21 protein-coding genes are annotated in these 18,196 nt (G+C 68.1%); 8 read left to right on the top strand and 13 right to left on the bottom strand.

Annotation, left to right across the window (positions count from 1 at the left end; all coding sequences use genetic code 11):
• Nucleotides 1-12: 12 nt before the first annotated feature.
• Together EZ313_RS04355 and EZ313_RS04350 are read left to right on the top strand one after the other, a co-directional pair.
• Nucleotides 13-1,023 (top strand): class 1 fructose-bisphosphatase, encoded by a 1,011-nt coding sequence (locus EZ313_RS04355; protein WP_135261978.1) that lies wholly within the window; start codon nucleotides 13-15, stop codon nucleotides 1,021-1,023.
• A 47-nt stretch (nucleotides 1,024-1,070) separates the two neighbouring features.
• On the top strand, nucleotides 1,071-2,306 hold the full coding sequence (locus tag EZ313_RS04350) for a multidrug effflux MFS transporter (protein WP_135261977.1): 1,236 nt from the start codon (nucleotides 1,071-1,073) through the stop codon (nucleotides 2,304-2,306).
• A gap of 72 nt (nucleotides 2,307-2,378) precedes the next feature.
• Here the strand turns inward: EZ313_RS04350 and EZ313_RS04345 are convergent, their stop codons facing one another.
• Together EZ313_RS04345 and orn are read right to left on the bottom strand one after the other, a co-directional pair.
• Nucleotides 2,379-4,010 carry a DEAD/DEAH box helicase gene (locus tag EZ313_RS04345; RefSeq protein ID WP_135261976.1) on the bottom strand — a complete coding sequence of 544 codons (1,632 nt, stop codon included), beginning with the start codon at nucleotides 4,008-4,010 and terminating at the stop codon, nucleotides 2,379-2,381.
• A gap of 208 nt (nucleotides 4,011-4,218) precedes the next feature.
• The gene (orn, locus tag EZ313_RS04340) at nucleotides 4,219-4,806 is read right to left on the bottom strand and encodes an oligoribonuclease (RefSeq protein WP_135261975.1); all 588 of its coding nucleotides are present in this window, start codon (nucleotides 4,804-4,806) and stop codon (nucleotides 4,219-4,221) included.
• Nucleotides 4,807-4,860: 54 nt separating this feature from the next.
• On the opposite strand from orn, the gene EZ313_RS04335 reads away from it, so the two are divergent.
• Genes EZ313_RS04335 through rsgA form a run of 3 tightly spaced genes read left to right on the top strand, consistent with a single transcriptional unit; the run spans nucleotide 4,861 to nucleotide 7,403 of the window.
• The gene (locus EZ313_RS04335; protein WP_135261974.1) at nucleotides 4,861-6,129 is read left to right on the top strand and encodes a M48 family metallopeptidase; all 1,269 of its coding nucleotides are present in this window, start codon (nucleotides 4,861-4,863) and stop codon (nucleotides 6,127-6,129) included.
• Complete coding sequence (locus tag EZ313_RS04330; RefSeq protein WP_135261973.1) at nucleotides 6,129-6,464, top strand: 4a-hydroxytetrahydrobiopterin dehydratase; 336 nt, start codon at nucleotides 6,129-6,131, stop codon at nucleotides 6,462-6,464. The genes EZ313_RS04335 and EZ313_RS04330 overlap by 1 nt, the downstream gene beginning before the upstream one ends.
• A 15-nt stretch (nucleotides 6,465-6,479) precedes the next feature.
• A complete protein-coding gene (rsgA, locus tag EZ313_RS04325; RefSeq protein ID WP_135261972.1) occupies nucleotides 6,480-7,403 on the top strand; it encodes a ribosome small subunit-dependent GTPase A in 924 nt (307 codons plus the stop codon).
• 11 nt (nucleotides 7,404-7,414) lie between these two features.
• On the opposite strand, the gene EZ313_RS04320 is transcribed toward rsgA, so the two are convergent.
• From EZ313_RS04320 to rpsP, 6 genes are all read right to left on the bottom strand, one after another.
• Nucleotides 7,415-8,407: a CobD/CbiB family protein gene (locus EZ313_RS04320; RefSeq protein ID WP_135261971.1), complete on the bottom strand. Its 993-nt coding sequence runs from the start codon at nucleotides 8,405-8,407 to the stop codon at nucleotides 7,415-7,417.
• 34 nt (nucleotides 8,408-8,441) lie between these two features.
• Nucleotides 8,442-9,161 carry a CoA pyrophosphatase gene (locus tag EZ313_RS04315; protein ID WP_135261970.1) on the bottom strand — a complete coding sequence of 240 codons (720 nt, stop codon included), beginning with the start codon at nucleotides 9,159-9,161 and terminating at the stop codon, nucleotides 8,442-8,444.
• Between the two features lie 64 nt (nucleotides 9,162-9,225).
• Nucleotides 9,226-9,603, bottom strand: a complete 378-nt coding sequence (gene rplS, locus EZ313_RS04310; protein WP_135261969.1) for a 50S ribosomal protein L19 — start codon at nucleotides 9,601-9,603, stop codon at nucleotides 9,226-9,228.
• Nucleotides 9,604-9,707: 104 nt separating this feature from the next.
• The gene (gene trmD, locus EZ313_RS04305; RefSeq protein ID WP_135261968.1) at nucleotides 9,708-10,475 is read right to left on the bottom strand and encodes a tRNA (guanosine(37)-N1)-methyltransferase TrmD; all 768 of its coding nucleotides are present in this window, start codon (nucleotides 10,473-10,475) and stop codon (nucleotides 9,708-9,710) included.
• A gap of 16 nt (nucleotides 10,476-10,491) precedes the next feature.
• Nucleotides 10,492-11,064, bottom strand: a complete 573-nt coding sequence (rimM, locus tag EZ313_RS04300) for a ribosome maturation factor RimM (protein ID WP_135261967.1) — start codon at nucleotides 11,062-11,064, stop codon at nucleotides 10,492-10,494.
• A gap of 90 nt (nucleotides 11,065-11,154) precedes the next feature.
• On the bottom strand, nucleotides 11,155-11,418 hold the full coding sequence (rpsP, locus tag EZ313_RS04295; RefSeq protein ID WP_135261966.1) for a 30S ribosomal protein S16: 264 nt from the start codon (nucleotides 11,416-11,418) through the stop codon (nucleotides 11,155-11,157).
• Nucleotides 11,419-11,549: 131 nt separating this feature from the next.
• On the opposite strand from rpsP, the gene EZ313_RS04290 reads away from it, so the two are divergent.
• Complete coding sequence (locus EZ313_RS04290; protein ID WP_135261965.1) at nucleotides 11,550-12,077, top strand: GNAT family N-acetyltransferase; 528 nt, start codon at nucleotides 11,550-11,552, stop codon at nucleotides 12,075-12,077.
• Nucleotides 12,074-12,523, top strand: a complete 450-nt coding sequence (locus EZ313_RS04285; protein ID WP_135261964.1) for an NINE protein — start codon at nucleotides 12,074-12,076, stop codon at nucleotides 12,521-12,523. The genes EZ313_RS04290 and EZ313_RS04285 overlap by 4 nt, the downstream gene beginning before the upstream one ends.
• Before the next feature lie 33 nt (nucleotides 12,524-12,556).
• Here the strand turns inward: EZ313_RS04285 and EZ313_RS04280 are convergent, their stop codons facing one another.
• The 5 genes from EZ313_RS04280 to EZ313_RS04260 form a co-directional block, all read right to left on the bottom strand.
• Nucleotides 12,557-13,813 carry an NHL repeat-containing protein gene (locus tag EZ313_RS04280; protein WP_167772495.1) on the bottom strand — a complete coding sequence of 419 codons (1,257 nt, stop codon included), beginning with the start codon at nucleotides 13,811-13,813 and terminating at the stop codon, nucleotides 12,557-12,559.
• Nucleotides 13,814-14,020: 207 nt separating this feature from the next.
• Complete coding sequence (locus EZ313_RS04275; RefSeq protein ID WP_135261962.1) at nucleotides 14,021-15,235, bottom strand: NHL repeat-containing protein; 1,215 nt, start codon at nucleotides 15,233-15,235, stop codon at nucleotides 14,021-14,023.
• A gap of 153 nt (nucleotides 15,236-15,388) precedes the next feature.
• Nucleotides 15,389-16,399 carry an inorganic phosphate transporter gene (locus EZ313_RS04270; protein WP_135261961.1) on the bottom strand — a complete coding sequence of 337 codons (1,011 nt, stop codon included), beginning with the start codon at nucleotides 16,397-16,399 and terminating at the stop codon, nucleotides 15,389-15,391.
• 13 nt (nucleotides 16,400-16,412) lie between these two features.
• Nucleotides 16,413-17,060, bottom strand: coding sequence for a DUF47 domain-containing protein (locus tag EZ313_RS04265; protein WP_135261960.1), 648 nt, complete (start codon nucleotides 17,058-17,060; stop codon nucleotides 16,413-16,415).
• 75 nt (nucleotides 17,061-17,135) lie between these two features.
• On the bottom strand, nucleotides 17,136-17,504 hold the full coding sequence (locus tag EZ313_RS04260) for a DMT family protein (RefSeq protein ID WP_135261959.1): 369 nt from the start codon (nucleotides 17,502-17,504) through the stop codon (nucleotides 17,136-17,138).
• Here EZ313_RS04260 and EZ313_RS04255 point away from each other — a divergent pair.
• Complete coding sequence (locus EZ313_RS04255; RefSeq protein WP_240788527.1) at nucleotides 17,503-18,162, top strand: RluA family pseudouridine synthase; 660 nt, start codon at nucleotides 17,503-17,505, stop codon at nucleotides 18,160-18,162. The two genes, EZ313_RS04260 and EZ313_RS04255, sit on opposite strands and share 2 nt — an antisense overlap.
• Nucleotides 18,163-18,196: the final 34 nt, after the last annotated feature.

Raw genomic sequence — 18,196 nt, 5'->3', positions numbered from 1 at the left:
GGAAAAAAGCGAATGAGCAACATCTCACTGACCCGCTACCTCGTCGAACAGCAACGCACGCACGGGCACATCCCGGGGCAGCTGCGCCTGCTGATCGAAGTGGTGGCGCGCGCCTGCAAGCGCATCAGCCATGCCGTGAACAAGGGCGCCCTCGGCGACGTGCTCGGCTCGGCCGGGACGGGCAACGTGCAGGGCGAGGTGCAGAAGAAGCTGGACATCATCGCCAACGAGGTGCTGATCGAGGCCAACGAATGGGGCGGTCATCTCGCCGGCATGGCCAGCGAGGAAATGGAAGGCATCTACGTCGTGCCCAACCGTTTCCCCAAGGGCGAGTACCTGCTGCTGTTCGATCCGCTGGACGGCTCGTCCAACATCGACGTCAACGTCAGCATCGGCACCATCTTCAGCGTGCTGAAGATGCCCGAGGACGACCGCGGCGTCGACGAAGCCGATTTCCTGCAGTGCGGCCACCACCAGGTGGCGGCCGGCTACTGCGTCTACGGGCCGCAGACGACCCTGGTGCTCACCGTCGGCGACGGCGTGGCGATGTTCACGCTGGACCGCGAGCAGGGCTCGTTCTTCCTGACGCAGGAGGACCTCCGCATTCCCGAGGACACGAAGGAATTCGCGATCAACATGAGCAACATGCGCCACTGGGACGCCCCGGTGAAGCGCTACATCGACGAATGCCTGGCCGGCAAGGAAGGCCCGCGCGGGAAGGACTTCAACATGCGGTGGGTGGCTTCCATGGTCGCCGACGTGCACCGCATCCTCACGCGCGGCGGGATCTTCATGTACCCGTGGGACAAGCGGGAGCCTGAGAAGCCCGGCAAGCTGCGGCTGATGTACGAGGCCAATCCGATGGGCTGGCTCGTCGAGCAGGCCGGGGGCGCCGCGACGAACGGGCGCCAGCGCATCCTGGACATCCAGCCCAAGAAGCTGCACGAGCGGGTGAGCGTCATCCTGGGGTCGAAGAACGAGGTGGAGCGAGTCACGAAGTACCACGCCGAGGCGTCGAAGTAACCGATGCCGGTGCACTCCCAGGGCGCTGCGGACCGGGACGCGTCGCGTTGAACCCGGACGCCGCACAACTGTGGCGCGCGCCGCGCTGGGCGCTGGCCGTGCTGCTGGCGCTGCTGGGCATGCTCGGCCCGTTCTCGATCGACACCTACATCCCGGCGTTCTCCGGCATTGCGCAGGCCATCGGCGCCACGCCGGTGCAGATGCAGCAGACGCTGTCGGCCTACCTGTTCGGGTTCGCCTTCATGAACCTGTTCCATGGCGCGCTGGCCGACAGCTTCGGCCGCCGGCCGGTCGTGCTGTGGGGCATCGCGGTGTTCACCGTCGCGTCCGCGGGTTGCGCGCTGTCGCAGACCATCGGGCAGCTGGTGTTCTTCCGCGGATTGCAGGGCCTGTCCACGGGCGCGGGCATCGTGGTCTCTCGCGCGGTGATCCGCGACATGTTCCCGCCCGCTCAGGCGCAGAAGGTGATGAGCCAGGTCACCATCTACTTCGGCGTCGCGCCCGCGGTGGCGCCGATCATCGGCGGTTGGCTGTTCGTGCACGCCGACTGGCACTCGATCTTCTGGTTCCTGACGGCGGTGGGCGCCGCGCTGTGGCTGGCCAACTTCCGCCTGCTGCCCGAGACGCTGCACCAGACGCACCGGCAGCCGTTCAACGTGCGCAACCTGCTGCAGGGCTACTGGCAGATGGCGTCGAGCGCGCGCTTCCTGCTGCTGGCACTGGCCAGCGGCGTGCCGTTCAACGGCATGTTCCTGTACGTGCTGGCGGCGCCGGAGTTCCTCGGCACGCACCTGAAGCTGGCGCCCACCGAGTTCTTCTGGTTCTTCGTGCTCACCATCGCCGGGATCATGGGCGGCGCCTGGACCAGCGGAAGGCTGGCCGGCCGAATCGCGCCGAAGAACCAGATCAAGTACGGGTTCGTCGTGATGCTGGCGGTGTCGCTGGCCAACGTGGCCGCGAACCTGCTGTTCACGGCGCAGACGTGGTGGGCGCTGCTGCCGATCGCGGTGTTCGGTTTCGGCTGGTCGCTCATGGTGCCGGTGGTCACGCTGCTGGTGCTTGACATCAACCCGGACCGGCGCGGCCTGGCCTCGTCGCTCCAGGCGGTGATCGGCTCCACCGCGAACGGCATCGTGGCGGGCGTCATCGCGCCGCTGGTGATGCACTCGACGCAAGCACTGGCGGTCGCGTCGCTGCTGATGATGTGCGTGGGCCTGTTCGCGTGGCTGTTCGTGCACAGCCGCTGGCCGGAAATCGGCCGGCACGTCGTGCATCACGCCTGACGAAAAAAAAAGCGGCCTTGCGGCCGCTTTTCAGGTCCCCGCGCCAACACGGGGACGAAGGGTGAAGGCGGATCAGTTCGCCGGCTTGTACGCCCGCTTCTTGGCGTCGCGCGCCACGAACACCTTGCCGCCGTTGCCGGGCCGGGCCGGCTTGGCGAAGCCCTGCGCCGGCTTCTCCCAGGGCGATGCCTCGCGGCGGCGATCGCCGCCCCCGAAGTCGCCGAAACCGGGCTTGCGGCCGTACTCGCCGCCACCGTTGCTGCGGCCCTGAGCCGGCCGTCCGCCGCGCGGACCGGGACCGCCGCGACCCTTGCCGCCGAAGCCCGGCTGCGGTGCGCGCGGCGCACGCTGCTGCGGCTCCAGGCCCGGCACCACCTCGGCCGTGAACGGCTGCTTGGTGAACGCCTCGATGTCGAAGATGCGGAAGCGGTCGCGGTACTCCGCGAACGTCACCGCCAGGCCGTCGCGACCCGCGCGGCCGGTGCGGCCGATGCGGTGCGTGTAGTCCTCGCTCTTCATCGGCAGGCCGTAGTTGAAGACGTGCGTGATGGTCGGGACATCGATGCCGCGAGCCGCAACGTCCGTGGCCACCAGGATCTGCACCTGGCCGTTGCGCAGCGCGCCGAGGCGGCGGTTGCGCAGGCCCTGGCTGAGCGCACCGTGCAGCGCCACGGCAGCGAAGCCGGATTGCTGCAGGTCGGCCGCCAGGCCGTCGCACTCGATCTGCGTCGAGGCGAACACGATGGCCTGGTCGATCGAGCTGTCACGCAGCCAGTGGTCCAGCAGCGCGCGCTTGTGCTGCGGGTGGTCGGCCCAGAACAACACCTGCTTGATATTGGCGTGGCGCTCCTGCGGCGAGTCGATCTGGATCTTCTGCGGCTGGCGCATCACGCGCGCGGCCAGCTGCTGGATGCGCGGCGCGAGCGTGGCGCTGAACATCATGGTCTGGTGGCGCTGCGCCGTCTGCTGGTGGATCTCCGCCAGGTCGTCGGCGAAGCCCAGGTCCAGCATCCGGTCGGCCTCGTCCACGACGAGGAAGCGCACCTGGTCCAGCTTGATCTGGTGCGAGCGCTGCAGGTCCAGCAGCCGGCCGGGCGTGGCCACCACCAGGTTGGCGTTCTGCAGCCGCGCGATCTGCATCTGGTACGGCATGCCGCCCACCACATTGGCGATGCGCAGGCCCTTGCAGTGCTTGACCAGGTCGATGGCGTCATGCGCCACCTGCTGGGCCAGCTCCCGCGTGGGGCACAGGATCAGCGCGCCGGGCGCGGCGGCCTTGAAGTGGCGCGGATCCGTCGGATTGCGGCGCTTGCGCTTCGGCGGCGCCTCGCCGCGGGCAGCGGCCTCGTCGGCCAGCCGCTGGTGCTCGGCGCGCTCCTGCTCGTCGGCCTGGCGCTGCAGGTCGAGAAGCGTATGCAGCACGGGCAGCAGGAAGGCCGCGGTCTTGCCGCTGCCGGTCTGGCTGGACACCATCAGGTCGATGAAGGCGGCATCGCCCTCGTCGCCCGAAGGCAGCGCGCGCGGGATCGCCTCTTCCTGCACAGCGGTGGGCTGGGAGAAGCCGAGGTCCTCGATGGCCTGGATCAGCTCGGGCGCGAGGCCCAGGCGGGCGAACCCGTTCGGCGGCGCCGCCACGGTGATGGAGTCGTCGGAAGAGGTTTGCGCAGGCGCGAAGTCGCCCTGCACGTCGAACGTGTCGGTCATGAAGCTTTCATGCGGCGAGGCCTGTGCGGCCCAGCCGTCGTCAATGGTCAAAGGGACATGCAACCATCAACGACGTCCCGCGGCTTTGCGCGGGTGGCCCTGTCGGCGGGCCTGTGCATGAAGGTCGGATGCGGGGATTGCGGCACGAACTGCGCCGCGAGAACCGCAATTGTCCCACAGTCGGGATTTGCGGGTTGGGTGCGCGCCTCTATTCCCCCATGCGGAGGAAGTGCTCGCGGTAGTGGGCGAGTTCCTCGATGGATTCGTTCACGTCGGCGAGCGCGGTGTGCGCCTGCTGCTTCTTGAAGCTGTTGTACACCTCGGGGCGCCACCGGCGGGCCAGTTCCTTGAGCGTGCTCACGTCGAGGTTGCGGTAGTGGAAGAAGGCTTCCAGCCGCGGCATGTATTTCACCAGGAAGCGCCGGTCCTGCCCGATGGTGTTGCCGCACATCGGCGAGGAGCCCTTGGGCACGTAGCGGGCCAGGAATTCGAGCAGCGCGTCCTCGGCCTGGCCTTCGGTGACCGTGGAGGCCTTCACGCGCTCGATCAGCCCGCTGCGGCCGTGCGTGCCCTTGTTCCAGGCGTCCATCCTGTCCAGCTGCTCGTCGGTCTGGTGGATCGCGAACACCGGGCCTTCGATCCGCGGCTCCAGGCCCGGTCCGGTGACCACGACGGCGATCTCGATGATGCGGTCGACTTCAGGATCCAGGCCCGTCATTTCACAGTCGAGCCACACCAGGTTCTGGTCGTTCTTCTCGAGGCTCGCGGTGCCTGCGCCGGGGGTCGATTCAGCCATCGCGGCATTGTCGCCGAAGGCCCCTGCCGCACCGGGAGGGCTAAACTCGTCGGCATGAGTGCTTCGTACCTGTGGACATTGGTGTTTGCCGCAGCCCTGCTGGCCGGACTGGGAGTGAAGTTCTGGCTGTCCTCCCGCCAGATCCGCCATGTGGCGCGGCATCGCGATGAAGTTCCGGCCGATTTCGTGGGCACGGTGCCCCTGGCGGCGCACCAGAAGGCGGCCGACTACACGGTCACGAAGTCGCGCCTCGGGCTGCTCGAGACGGCCTTCGGCGCGGCCGTGCTGCTGGGCTGGACGCTGCTCGGCGGGCTCGATGCGCTCAACCAGGCTCTGCTGGAGGCGCTCGGCCCCGGCATGACGCAGCAGCTGGCGCTGCTGGCCTCGTTCGCCGTCATCGGCGGGCTGCTTGACCTGCCCTTCACGCTCTACAACACCTTCGTGGTCGAGGAGCGCTTCGGCTTCAACAAGACGACGTGGCGCCTCTGGCTCACCGACGCGATGAAAGGTCTGCTGCTCGGCGCCCTGATCGGCCTGCCGATCGCCTGGTTCATCCTGTGGCTGATGGGTGCAGCGGGCTCGCTGTGGTGGCTCTACGGCTGGGCCGCGTGGATGGCCTTCAACCTGCTCCTGCTGGTGCTCTACCCCACCGTCATCGCGCCGTTGTTCAACAAGTTCAAGCCGCTGGAAGACGAGACGCTGAAGGCCCGCGTCACCGCGCTCATGCAACGCTGCGGCTTCGCGGCCAAGGGCCTGTTCGTGATGGACGGCAGCCGCCGCAGCGCGCATGCCAACGCCTATTTCACCGGGTTCGGCGCCGCAAAGCGCGTGGTGTTCTTTGACACCCTGCTGGCCCGCCTGTCGCCGGGCGAGGTCGACGCGGTGCTGGCGCACGAACTCGGCCACTTCCGCCACAAGCACATCATCAAGCGCATCGTGGGCCTCTTCGCGTTCAGCCTCGCGGGGTTCGCGCTGCTGGGCTACCTGTCCCGCCAGCCGTGGTTCTTCACGGGGCTGGGCGTGACGCCCAACATGATGGGCCCGAACGATGCGCTGGCGCTCCTGCTGTTCATGCTGGCGGCGCCGCTGTTCTCGTTCTTTGTCTCGCCGCTGATGGCGCAGCTGTCGCGCCGCCACGAGTTCCAGGCCGACGCGTTCGCGGTCGCGCAGACCGGCCGGGACGACCTTCGCAGCGCGCTGTTGAAGCTGTACGAGGACAACGCCTCGACGCTCACGCCGGATCCGCTGTTCGTCAAGTTCTACTACTCGCATCCGCCCGCGTCGGAGCGCCTGGCGAGGATGGCTGCCATCGGAGGTGCATGATGGGATCGATGCTCAAGGTCAGGGACTGGTCGGGGCAGGCGCGCCGCGCGCTGTCGCCCACCGAGGTGGTCACGCGGCTCGGCGCACTGGCCGATTGGAAGCTGACGGGCGATGGCGCCGACGTGGCGATCGAGCGCACCTACACCTTCGCCAACTACCACGAGACGATCGCCTTCGTGAACGCGGTGGCCTTCATCGCCCACACGCAGGACCACCATCCCGACCTGTCGGTGCACTACAACCGCTGCGTGGTGCGCTTCTCCACGCACGACGTGCAGGGGCTGTCGGACACGGACTTCGATTGCGCCACCCGGGTGGATGCGCTGCTGGCCTGACGATGGACGCGCGCCTTGGCTGATCGCGAGGGGCTCTCGCCGGGGCTGGTGGTGGCGAGCTTCGGCCGCCACGTGCTGGTCGAATCCCCCGGCGGCGCCCGCCGCATCTGCCATCCGCGTGGCAAGAAGGCCCGTGCCGTGGTCGGCGACCGCGTGCAGTGGCAGCAGACGCACGACGAAGGCACGATCGAGAAAGTGGAGCCGCGCCGCAACCTGTTCTACCGGCAGGACGAGATCCGGATCAAGTCGTTCGCGGCCAACCTGGACCAGGTGCTGGTGCTGATCGCGGCCGAGCCCGAATTCTCCGAGCACCAGCTCGCCCGCGCGCTGATCGCCGCCGAGGCCGAGCGCATCACGCCGTTGATCGCGTTGAACAAGAGCGACCTCGTCGAGCCATTCGAGCGCGCCTGGGAACGGCTGCTGCCTTACCAGCAGATGGGCTATGGCGTGCTGCCCTTGTCGCTGCGGCTGTCAGGCGACGTCGACCGCGAGCACCTGATGGTGCACCTGAAGGGGAAGACGACGCTGGTGCTCGGTCCCTCCGGCGCGGGCAAGAGCACGCTGATCAACCTGCTGGTGCCCGGCGCCGCGGCGCAGACGGGGGAGATCTCGCGCGCGCTCAGCTCGGGCAAGCACACGACGACGAGCACGACCTGGTACTGGGTGGACGAAGCGCGCACCACGGCGCTGATCGACTCGCCGGGATTCCAGGAATTCGGGCTCTATCACCTGGAGCCCGCGCACCTGGCCGGCCTGATGCGGGACCTGAAGCCGCACCTGGGCCAGTGCCGCTTCTACAACTGCACGCACCGGCACGAGCCGGGCTGCGCGGTGATCTCCGCCGCGGCGCACGCGCAATGCGAGCATCCGGTCACGGCCAACCGCTACCGGATCTATTGCGACCTGTTCGAGGAATTGAGCCAGCCGCCCCGCTATTGAGGGCGAGCGCTTCAGCCGATCAGGTTGGCCAGCGTCAGCAGCGCCAGCAGCACCATGTAAAGCACCACCGAACGCCAGACCAGGCCGACGATGCTGCGAAGGTGAGCCGGTTCGGCCTCGCGGCCGGGCGTGCTTTCGCTGCCCGGCTCCTCCATGGCGACGGAAGCGGCGCTGAACGACTGGCTGCTGTTCGGAACGAATGCACGCAGGGCTTCGCCGCCCAGGCGCACGTTCACCGCTCCGGAAGTCGCGGCCAGCACGACGCCGTCGTTGTCGTTGGGGAAGCGCTGGGCGTGGTGCCGCCAGCAGTCGATCGCTTCCTCGAAGCTGCCGACGACTGCGAATGCCAGCGCGGTGATGCGCGCGGGCAGCCAGTCGATCACGGCCCAGGCCCGGGCCGACGCCGATTGCAGCGCCTCGCTCACGGACTGCGGCTGAAGGCGGCTGCGGTGCCGCCAGTAGCGCGTGACGAATTCGGCCATCCGGTACAGCACGGCACCGGCCGGGCCGAAGCCGAAAGCGGCGAGCACCGCGAACCAGGTGAGCACGCCGAACACGTGGCGGTGCGCGGCCAGCACCGAATACTCGATGACGTGGCGCACGATCTCGCGCCGGGGCAGTTCGGCGGCATCGACCTGCTGCCACTGAGCGAGCAGCTCGCGCGCACGGTCCTCGTCGCCGGCATCGAGCGCATCGCGGATCGCGGTGAAGTGGTGGCTGAACTGCCGGAAGCCCAGCGTGACATACAGGACCGCGATGCTCCACGCGACGGCCGCCGGCCAGCCCACCCCGAGCAACAGCGCCCAGTGGATCGCCAGCGCCGCGATCGCGGGCCCCACGGTCGCAACGGCCCATGCGATCCAGCCGTGGTGCGGCTTGCCGGCGTCGAAATTGCGGCTGGCCCAACGCGCCCAGCTTCGCAGGGCGCCGTGGATCGGGTTGTGGCGCGCCAGCGGCCGCACCTGCTCGAGGAGCAGGGCGAACAGGATGGCGAAAAAAGACATGCGGCGATGATACGGGCGCACCCGGCGCCGGCGCTTACGCCGAGAGGAACCGGTAGAAATTGCGCAACATCGCGGCCGTCGCACCCCAGATGAAGCGCTCCGTGGCGCCGTCCATGTAGGGCATCGACAACCATTCGCGCCGGTTGCCCATCACGTCGAAGACATGGCGGCGGTGGTGGGCGGGGTTCATGAGGAACTTGAGGGGCACCTCGAAGGCGTCCGCGACCTCGTGCGCATTGAGTTCCAGCCTGGCGTCCGGCTGCACCAGCGCGACGACCGGCGTGACGATGAAGAGGGTGCCCGTCGTGTAGGTGGGCATTTCGCCCAGCACCTCCACGTGCCGTTCGTGCAGGCCGATCTCCTCCTGCGCCTCGCGCAGCGCGGTGTGCGCGGCGTCGCGGTCCGTCTCGTCGCGCTTGCCGCCGGGAAAGGCCACCTGCCCCGAATGGGTGGACAGGTGCGTGGTGCGCTCGGTGAGCAGCACCGTCGGCTCCCTGCGCAGCACGATCGGCACCAGCACCGAAGCCTGCGCGGGCTGGCGGTCGGTGAAGCGCTTCTCGGCCCAGATCTCCGGCGCCCAGGCCGGCGGGGCGCGGAATTTCTCGCGGATCGAGTCGGGCGACATCGCCTCCGGCCGCACCGGCGGCAGGTGCGAGTCGATGCCGATCACGGGCACGGCGCGCGGGTCGAAGTGGGGCAGCTTCGACAGCGGCACGAACTCGGGCGGCAGCGGCGGGACGGGATCGATGGGCATGGAGGAATGAAAAACCGCCGCGACCCTGGGCGGGCGGCGGCGGCTCGTCGCGGGCGGGAGGGGTTTACTCGGCGGCCGCGCGGGTGCCGTGGGCCAGCTTTTCCTTGATGCGGGCCGACTTGCCGCTGCGCTCGCGCAGGTAGTACAGCTTGGCGCGGCGCACGTCGCCGCGCCGCTTGACCTCGATGCCGGCGATCAGCGGGCTGTAGGTCTGGAAGGTCCGCTCGACGCCTTCTCCGCTGGAGATCTTGCGCACGGTGAAGCCGCTGTTCAGGCCCCGGTTGCGCTTGGCGATGACGACGCCCTCGTAGGCCTGCACGCGCTTGCGGTTGCCTTCGACGACGCTGACGCTCACGATCACCGTGTCGCCGGGGGCGAACTCGGGGATCTTCTTGCCCAGGCGGGCGATTTCCTCTTGCTCGAGGGTCTGGATCAGGTTCATGGTGGTTCCACTCGATCATGCCCGCGCTACGCAAATGGCCCCGTTCCTGGAGGGCTGGAGCATCCAGCCGGGGGCGGCCGGGCAGAGGATCGGAAAGCCGAAGATTATAGCCCGGCGGCGTCCGGCCGCGCCAGCGAAGCCAGGAAGGCCTCGTCTGCGGGCGTCAGGCGCCCGGCAGCGCGAGCGGCGGAAAGCAGGTCCGGCCGCAGGCGGGCGGTGGCCTCCAGGCGGCGTTCGCGACGCCAGCGCTCGATCTGGACGTGGTGGCCGGACAGCAGCTCGGGCGGCACGCGGCGGCCCTGCCAGTCGTCCGGGCGGGTGTAGTGCGGACAGTCCAGCAGGCCGTCGATCCCGGGGTTGAAGCTGTCGGCTTCGTGGCTGCCGGCTTCGTTCAGCACTCCGGGCTGCAGGCGGGCGACCGCGTCCAGCAGCGCCATCGCCGCGACCTCGCCGCCCGAGAGCACGAAATCGCCGAGGCTCAGCTGCACGTTCACGTGGCTGTCGATGAAACGCTGGTCGACGCCTTCGTATCGTCCGCACAGCAGGATCGCGCCTTCGCTGGCGGACCACTGCTCCACTGCCGCATGGTCCAGCCTGGCGCCAGTCGGCGAGAACAGCACCACGGGCGCGGCGTCGTTCCGGTCCGCCTTCGCCGCCGCCACGCAGCGCGCCAGCGGCTCCGCGAGCATCACCATGCCCGGGCCGCCGCCGAACGGGCGATCGTCGACCCGGCGGTAATTGCCTTCGGCGTGGTCGCGCGGGTTCCACAGGCGCACGTCGACCTGCTTCGATTCGTAGGCGCGGCGCGTGACGCCGCTCTCGAGGAAGGGGCCGAACAGCTCGGGGAACAGGGTGAGGACGTCGAAGCGCATGGCGATCCGTGGCACGTCAGTAGTCGGGCTGCCAGTCCACCGTGATGCGCCGGCCCGGCAAATCGACTGCGTCCACGTACGCGGAGACGAAGGGGATCATGCGCTCGGCGGGCTTGCCGCCTTCCTCGTAAGCCACGACCAGCACCGTCTGCGGCCCGGTCGCCATGAGGTCTCGCACTTCGCCGAGCACGACACCTTCCCGGTTGACCACCTGCAGGCCGAGCAGGTCGACCCAGTAGTACTCGTCTTCGGCAGCGGTGGGGAAGCTCGATCGCGGGATGAAGACCCGCGCGCCTTTAAGCGACTCGGCCGCGCTGCGGTCGTCGACCTCCTGCGCGGTGGCGACGATGCTGTCGGCGTGCTCCTTCGCCTCGCGGATGCGCAGCAAGACCGTGCCCGAGAACGCCGGCTTGGCAGCCTTCTCGGGCGGTTGCAGGAACCAGCGCTTGGAAGAAAAAAGCGCTTCCGGGGAAGCGCTGTGGGGCAGGACCTTGAACCAGCCCTTGATCCCCCAAGCATCGTGGATGCGCCCGACTTCGACAGCGTCAGCCGGCAGTTCTGCCTGTTCCAGGGCCCCCACGCTTGTCACTTCGTGTACTGCGCTGCCCCCCGAGGGGGCCGCAGCCGCCTAGGGGCGGCCCGTCGGCGGCTGAGCCCGGGCAGCATCACGACGAGAGGCTTACGCCGCGGCGGCGGGCGCCTTGGCGGCGGCCTGCTGGAGCAGGCGCTCGACCGTCGGGGAAGCCTGGGCGCCGACGCCGCGCCAGTAGGTCAGGCGGTCCTGCGCGATGCGGATGCTCTCCTCGTTGTCCTTGGCGATCGGGTTGTAGAAGCCCAGGCGCTCGATGAAGCGGCCGTCGCGGCGCACGCGCTTGTCGGCGACGACGATGTTGAAGAACGGACGGCTCTTGGCACCGCCGCGCGAGAGTCGGATCACGACCATGATTTATCCTTCGGGTGGAGAGCCGGCGCTTCGCGCGACGGGCTCCGAGATCCTCCAGCGTCGAGACACGCGCATCGGCCACCCGGCCGGCGACACGCTGGAAAGCCCGCGATTATAGCCCGCCCCTCCCGATGAGCCTCATCCGCCCCAGCACGGAAGCCGACCTGCCCGCCATCACCGCCATCTACGGCCACCACGTGATGCATGGCACCGGCACCTTCGAAACCACGCCACCCACCGAGCACGAGATGGCCGGCCGCCGGGCCGACGTGCTCGGCAAGGGCCTGCCCTTCCTCGTGGCTGAGCAGGACGGCCGGGTGCTGGGCTACGCCTACTGCCAGTGGTTCAAGCCGCGGCCGGCGTACCGGTTTTCGGCGGAGGACTCGATCTACCTGCACCGCGACGCCTGCGGCAAAGGCGTCGGCAAGCAGCTGTTGGCGGAACTGGTGGCCCAGGCCGAGTCCGTGGGCGTTCGCAAGCTGATCGCCGTGATCGGCGACTCGGCCAACGCCGGTTCGATCGGCGTGCATCGCTCGCTCGGCTTCGCGTCCGTCGGCACGATCACCAACTGCGGCTGGAAATTCAACCGCTGGCTGGACACGGTGCTGATGGACAAGGTCCTGGGCGAAGGCAGCAGCACGCCGCCCGAATCGCCGTGACGAAAAGCAAGACGGTGGCGGCGTGGCTCGCCTTCCTCGGCGGGCCGTTCGGGCTGCATCGCTTCTACCTGCACGGTGCGGGCGATTGGCTGGGATGGCTGCTGCCTGTGCCCACGCTGGTCGGTGCATACGGTGTGCTGCGCATGTGGTCGCTGGGGCAGAACGATCCGCTCAGCTGGGTGCTCACGCCGGTGCTGGGGTTCACGTTCGCGGGGTGCTGCCTCACCGCGATCGTCTATGGGCTGAAGAAGCCGGAGGATTGGAACGGCCGCTTCAATCCGGGGCAGTCACCGGATGCGAAACCGGGTCGGACGAACTGGGGAACGGTCTGGGCGATCGTGCTGGCGCTGATGATCGGGGCTGGGGTGCTGATGGCGAGCATCGCCATCAGCTTTCAGGGGTACTTCAACCAGCAGGTGGAAGAAGGGCGACGCATCTCGCAGTAGTGCACGTCCTGCAGCGTCGCCGGCAAAGATCGGTCAGTACGCACCTACGCCGGGTCCAGGCGGGATGAGTGGCTCGGTTGGCGGCAGCGAGGGAGCCGGGTGCACCGAAGGAGGAGTCACCACAGGCGGCGCCGTGCCCCTCCAGACCATCACGCGGTTGTTCCCGGTGTCGACGACGACCAGGTCTCGCCCGTGGAACCGCGCGCCCTCGGGCTCCGAGAGTGTGCTGGCGCTCGGCGCGCTCGATTCACCGTCAGTGAACCCCGCCTTGCCGAGCACCTGGTCGGCCGGCTGGCCGTGCGTCGCGGGGATGCGGTTCCACACCAGCACCCGGTTGTTCTGCTCGTCCGCCACGGCCAGCTGGCCGGCGTCGTTCACGTCGACCGAGACGGGGGTCGCCAGGCTCATGGAGGACGGGGTCGGATCGCCGGCGTGGGGCCGCCCCTCGCTGAGACTCCTCTGGCCGATGACGGTCGTGGCCGGCTGGTAATGGCCGGCCGGCAGGTTGTCCCAGACGAGGACGCGGTTGTTCCCCGTGTCGGCCACCACCAGGCGGGTGCCGTCGGACCACACGGACCGGGGGCCGGACAGCGTACTGGCGGTCGGAGCGGGGTCGGGATCCGTGTCTCCGTTGTCGTTGTTGGCCACGCAACTGGTCATCGTGCGCTGGCCAACCACGACATGGGCTTCACCCAGCGCTCCCGAACCCACCGTGTTCCAGATCAGGACGCGGTGATTGGAGCTGTCGGCCACCACGAGGCGGCCGTTCGGCGTGAGGAAGGCGGAAGTCGGATTGTTCAAGCCGGAAGTGCTGCACCCGGTGGCCCCGCCGGCGAACGCGATCTGTGGGGCACCCGGTGCCGCGCTCTCGAAGATCCTGACCGTGTCCCCGTCGACCACGACCAGCCTTCCCGACTGCATGGAAACGCTGCGGGCCCGCGTCACGCCCGGGTAGTCCGTGAAGGAGCCCGGCTGGTCGTGGCGGCTGAACACCTTCAGTGTCCCGGTCCCGGAGTCCGCGACGAACAGCCCGCCGCCGGCGGTCACGGCAGGTTCACCGCGGCGAATGCTCAGTGTGCCGGGCGTGCCGTCGGGCGCGACCTGGTCGAAGCCCTCCTGGCCGATCACGGCCACGGCCGAGGGGAAGGCACCGAATGCCACTGGTGCAGGGGCAGGTGCGGGCGCCGCCGCGGGCGGCAGGCCGCCACCATCGCCGCAGCCGGCGGCCACGGTGCTGAAGACCAGCGCGATTGCGGCGAGCCGCCGGGTCGCAGTTTCATGAACTTTCATGTTTCTCCTGTGAGAATGGAAGCTGAAGAGCCGGCGCATGCTCCGGCTGAAGTCAGGTCTTCCCAAGGAGTGAAGTCACGGCTGCGCTGTAACGTGGCTGACTGCCACGGAGATTTCGGAACGCGGGGACGAATGCAACAGCGGCCGGGGATGCCGGCCGCTGTGGGGTTAGGGAGCGCGCCTCAAGAATGAGGCGTAGGCGCTATCTCAGTCCGATTCGCGCCAGACCAGCACGCGATTGTTGGCAGTGTCGTTCACGATCAGGTTGCGGCCGTGGAATCGAACTCCCTCGGGCGCGCTGAGTGATTTCGCACTCAGCGGTAGTGCTTCCGCGTGCGTGAAATCCGGTCTACCGACCACGAACTTGGCAGGCTGGCCATTACCGTTCGGAATCGCGGGCCAGATCAGGACCCGGCCGTTGCCAGTGTCCGCCACGGCCAGTTCGCCGGCAGCGCTCACGTCGACGGCCATCGGGTAGGACAGCGCCATGTCGGTCGGCGGAACCTCCGCGCGACTCACGAAATCTTGCTGGCCGATGACATGGTTTGCGCCCTGAGAGCTCACCACCTGCACAATGTCGTTCCAGATCAGTACCCGGTTGTTGCCGGCGTCAGCGACAACCAGTCGCTCACCGTCCGACCACACGGAAGTCGGTTGGAACAACGTTTTCTCACTCGGATTGTCATCGCTGGTCCTGTCGCCGTTCGCATCATTGGCGACGCAGAGGTCCATGCCTTGCTGTCCCAGTACGACGTCTGCCGCGCCCAGCGATCCGGTTGCTTGATCGACACCGTTCCAGATAAGAACGCGGTTGTTGAACGTATCAGCCACGATCAAGCGGCGCCCATCCGGTGTCAAGTGGGCGGAGGTCCGTCCCTCCAGCCGCGAAGGCGTGCAGCCAGTGAATCCGTCGCCTGCGAAAGAATTCGCATCCACGCTGCCGCTAGGCACCGCGTTGTAAATCAGAACGTTGGCGTCCGCAGCCGCGACCAACTTCGACCCGTGGGCGGTGAAGTCCCACAAGGTCCGAGCCCGCCCCGCATGGGGTAACGAGAACTCCGCGTCCGCAGCGGGTCCGTTCATCGCTTCATAGTTGTCGAAAATGAGTAGCGAGTTGCCACCGTGCGAGACCAGGAGCTTGCCGTCCGACGTCACGGCGGATCTGCCGGGCGGATTGAAAACCGGCGTGGCCGGGCCGCCACGGGGGTCCTCTTCGTCAAAGCTTGATTGCCCGATCACCACCGATGCCGACCCAAACGGCTTCGACCACCCTCGCACCTCCGTGGGCGGCGGCGCGGGGGCAGGCCCGGGCGGCACAGGAGCCGGGGTCCCGCCGCCCCCGCCTCCCCCACACCCCGCCACCACCGCCATCAACACCGCGACCCCGCAAAGCCGCGCCCGCACGCTCGATTGAACCTTCATGAATGCTCCTGTTGGGAAATGCGACCGGAACGGCCAGCGAGCGGCATGCTCCGGCCTGGAGTCACATCTCCCAAAGGAACCTAGTCATGTGATCGCGACGCGAGTCGCGATGGGTGCGCAGGAATGCGCGGACGCCGTGCGAACGACCGGCGCTTAGAAGATCTGCAGGCTGACCCAGTACCCGATCGCCGCCATGAACGCACTAGCGGGAATCGTGAAGATCCACGCCCACACGATGTTCCCGGCAACCCCCCACCGCACCGCGCTGGCCCGCTGAGTCGAACCCACCCCCACGATCGCCCCCGTGATCGTGTGCGTCGTCGACACCGGAATCCCCAGCCCCGTCGCCAGGAACAGCGTCAGCGCGCCTCCTGTCTCCGCGCAGAAGCCGCCGACGGGCTTGAGCTTGGTGATCTTCTGCCCCATCGTCTTCACGATGCGCCAGCCGCCGAACATGGTGCCCAGGCCGATGGCGACGTAACAGGACACGATCACCCACCCCGGCGGCGAGTCGGCGCCCTTGGCGATGTACCCCGTGGAGATCAGCAGCATCCAGATGATGCCGATGGTCTTCTGCGCGTCGTTGCCGCCGTGCCCAAGGCTGTAGGCGCCGGCCGAGACCAGCTGCAGGCGGCGGAACCAGCTGTCGACGCGCGACGGCGTGGCGCGGCGGAACACGTTCGAGACCAGCACCATCATCAGCGAGCCGAGCAGGAATCCCAGCGTCGGCGAAACGAAGATGAAGAGAACGGTCTTGAGGATGCCCGGCGCGATCAGCGAGCCCGCGCCCGCCTTGGCGATCACCGCACCGACGATGCCGCCGATCAGCGCATGCGAGCTGCTGCTGGGGATGCCGTAGTACCAGGTGATCACGTTCCAGGTGATCGCGCCGAGCAAGGCGCCGAACACCACGTGCGTGTCCACCACCCCCGGCTCCACGATGCCCTTGCCCACCGTGGCGGCCACGCTCAGCTGGAAGATGAAGATCGCGACGAAGTTGAAGAACGCCGCGAACAGCACGGCCTGGGTGGGCCGCAGCACGCCGGTGGACACGACGGTGGCGATAGAGTTCGCCGCATCGTGGAAGCCGTTCATGAAGTCGAACGCCAGGGCAAGCGCCACCAGCATGATCACCACCCAGAGGGCGGCCTGCACCGGTTCCATCAGCCGCGCCCCTTCAAGAGTGCTCGAGCACGATGCCTTCGATGACGTTCGCGACGTCCTCGCACTTGTCGGTGATGGTCTCCAGCAGCTCGTAGATCGCCTTGAGCTTGAGCACCTCGCGCACGTCCGGCTCCTCGCGGAACAGCTTGCTCATCGCCGCGCGCATCACCCGGTCGGAGTCGGACTCCAGCCGGTCGATCTCCTCGCAGGTCTTGAGCGCCGCTTCCGCCGTGGCCGCGTCGCCCAGGCTTCCGATCAACGCGACGGCTTCGCGCACACGCTCGACGCATTTGACCGCCAGGTCAGTCAGGCGCGTGATCTCCTCATTGACGCGCCGCAGGTCGTACAGCGCCATGGTCTCGGCCGAGTCCTGCAGCAGGTCGGCCACGTCGTCCATGGTGTTGATCAGCTTGTGGATCTGGTCCCGGTCGATCGGCGTGATGAAGGTCTTGTGGATCAGCCGGTTGACCTCATGCGTCACCCGGTCGGCCGCGCGTTCGGCGTGGTCGACTTCGCGGTTGTACTTCTCGCGAAGTTCGGCGTCGTCGTAGTTCTTCACCAGCAGCGCGAAGGCATGGGCGGCCTCGACGACGCGGCCCGCGTGCTGGTTGAACATCTCGTAGAAATTGCCTTCGCGGGGGAGGAGCTTGCCGAACAGCATCTTGGCGGGCCTTCGGGGGTGATTCTTGTGAGCTGGCGAGTGTAACGCCCGGTCCCTGCGCGGCCGGGGCGCCGCTCAGGCGCTGCGGAAGATGAAGTAGACCGCGCCCACCATGCACAGGGCGGCCCACAGGTAATCGAGCTTGAACGGCTCTCGCAGGTAGAAGATCGCAAACGGCACGAACACCGACAGCGTGATCACCTCCTGCAGGATCTTGAGCTGCCCGACGGAGAAGCCGGCCCGCTGGAAGCCGATGCGGTTGGCGGGCACCTGCAGCAGGTATTCGGCCAGCGCGATGCCCCAGCTGATGACCGCGGCGATGTACCAGGGGCTGGCCGCCAGGTTCTTCAGGTGGCCGTACCACGCCACCGTCATGAAAACGTTCGACGCGGCGAGCAGCACAATCGTCTGCAGCGAAAAGGGCATGGAAGCAAGCGCGGTCATGGACGGATTATCGATGCGCACGGATGGGCTGGCTGCGCGCATCGTGCATGCCGATGCTCATTGCATCGTGGCCGACAAACCCGCAGGCCTGCTGTGCGTCCCGGGCCGGGGCGACGACAAGCAGGACTGCCTGTCGGCGCGTGTGCAGGCGCTTCATCCCGACGCGCTCATCGTGCATCGCCTCGACATGGCGACCTCGGGCCTGTGCGTGTTCGCGCGCGGGCTCGAGATGCAGCGCCGATTGAGCGAAGCCTTCGCGCGCCGCGAGGTGCGGAAGGTGTACGAAGCCATCGTGTGCGGCGATCCCGGCCGTGACGAAGGCGAGATCGACCTGCCCCTCGCCGCCGACTGGCCAAACCGCCCCAAGCAGAGGGTCGATGCGCAGCAGGGCAAGCCCAGCCTCACGCGCTGGTGGCGCGAAGGCGCGGGGCCGCTGCCCGGCAGCACGCGGCTGCGGCTCGAGCCCGTCACCGGCCGCTCGCACCAGCTGCGGGTGCACCTGCTGGCGGTCGGTCATCCCATCCTGGGCGACACGCTTTATGCGCCGCAACCCGGGGTCTCCGCAGCGCCGCGGCTGCTGCTGCACGCCCGCCGGCTCGAACTCATGCATCCCGCGTCAGGCGAGGCGGTGGCGTGGCACAGCCCCGCGCCCTTCTGAGCCACGCCACGCCAAGGCGCGGAACCTCCGTCCG

The sequence above is a fragment of the Ramlibacter henchirensis genome, assembly GCF_004682015.1.
Lineage (GTDB): Bacteria > Pseudomonadota > Gammaproteobacteria > Burkholderiales > Burkholderiaceae_C > Ramlibacter > Ramlibacter henchirensis.
Note: the sequence above shows the minus strand (reverse complement) of the source record. Positions and strands in the feature narration are given on the sequence as shown.

What these genes read in the sequence shown, in the direction of transcription:
- EZ313_RS04355 (WP_135261978.1), top strand. Translation starts at nt 13, where the DNA reads ATGAGCAACATCTCACTGACCCGCTACCTCGTCGAACAGCAACGCACG.
- EZ313_RS04345 (WP_135261976.1), bottom strand. Translation starts at nt 4,010, where the DNA reads ATGACCGACACGTTCGACGTGCAGGGCGACTTCGCGCCTGCGCAAACC.
- orn (WP_135261975.1), bottom strand. Translation starts at nt 4,806, where the DNA reads ATGGCTGAATCGACCCCCGGCGCAGGCACCGCGAGCCTCGAGAAGAAC.
- EZ313_RS04335 (WP_135261974.1), top strand. Translation starts at nt 4,861, where the DNA reads ATGAGTGCTTCGTACCTGTGGACATTGGTGTTTGCCGCAGCCCTGCTG.
- EZ313_RS04330 (WP_135261973.1), top strand. Translation starts at nt 6,129, where the DNA reads ATGGGATCGATGCTCAAGGTCAGGGACTGGTCGGGGCAGGCGCGCCGC.
- EZ313_RS04320 (WP_135261971.1), bottom strand. Translation starts at nt 8,407, where the DNA reads ATGTCTTTTTTCGCCATCCTGTTCGCCCTGCTCCTCGAGCAGGTGCGG.
- EZ313_RS04315 (WP_135261970.1), bottom strand. Translation starts at nt 9,161, where the DNA reads ATGCCCATCGATCCCGTCCCGCCGCTGCCGCCCGAGTTCGTGCCGCTG.
- rplS (WP_135261969.1), bottom strand. Translation starts at nt 9,603, where the DNA reads ATGAACCTGATCCAGACCCTCGAGCAAGAGGAAATCGCCCGCCTGGGC.
- trmD (WP_135261968.1), bottom strand. Translation starts at nt 10,475, where the DNA reads ATGCGCTTCGACGTCCTCACCCTGTTCCCCGAGCTGTTCGGCCCCTTC.
- rpsP (WP_135261966.1), bottom strand. Translation starts at nt 11,418, where the DNA reads ATGGTCGTGATCCGACTCTCGCGCGGCGGTGCCAAGAGCCGTCCGTTC.
- EZ313_RS04290 (WP_135261965.1), top strand. Translation starts at nt 11,550, where the DNA reads ATGAGCCTCATCCGCCCCAGCACGGAAGCCGACCTGCCCGCCATCACC.
- EZ313_RS04280 (WP_167772495.1), bottom strand. Translation starts at nt 13,813, where the DNA reads ATGAAAGTTCATGAAACTGCGACCCGGCGGCTCGCCGCAATCGCGCTG.
- EZ313_RS04275 (WP_135261962.1), bottom strand. Translation starts at nt 15,235, where the DNA reads ATGAAGGTTCAATCGAGCGTGCGGGCGCGGCTTTGCGGGGTCGCGGTG.
- EZ313_RS04270 (WP_135261961.1), bottom strand. Translation starts at nt 16,399, where the DNA reads ATGGAACCGGTGCAGGCCGCCCTCTGGGTGGTGATCATGCTGGTGGCG.
- EZ313_RS04265 (WP_135261960.1), bottom strand. Translation starts at nt 17,060, where the DNA reads ATGCTGTTCGGCAAGCTCCTCCCCCGCGAAGGCAATTTCTACGAGATG.
- EZ313_RS04255 (WP_240788527.1), top strand. Translation starts at nt 17,503, where the DNA reads ATGGACGGATTATCGATGCGCACGGATGGGCTGGCTGCGCGCATCGTG.
- EZ313_RS04260 (WP_135261959.1), bottom strand. Translation starts at nt 17,504, where the DNA reads ATGACCGCGCTTGCTTCCATGCCCTTTTCGCTGCAGACGATTGTGCTG.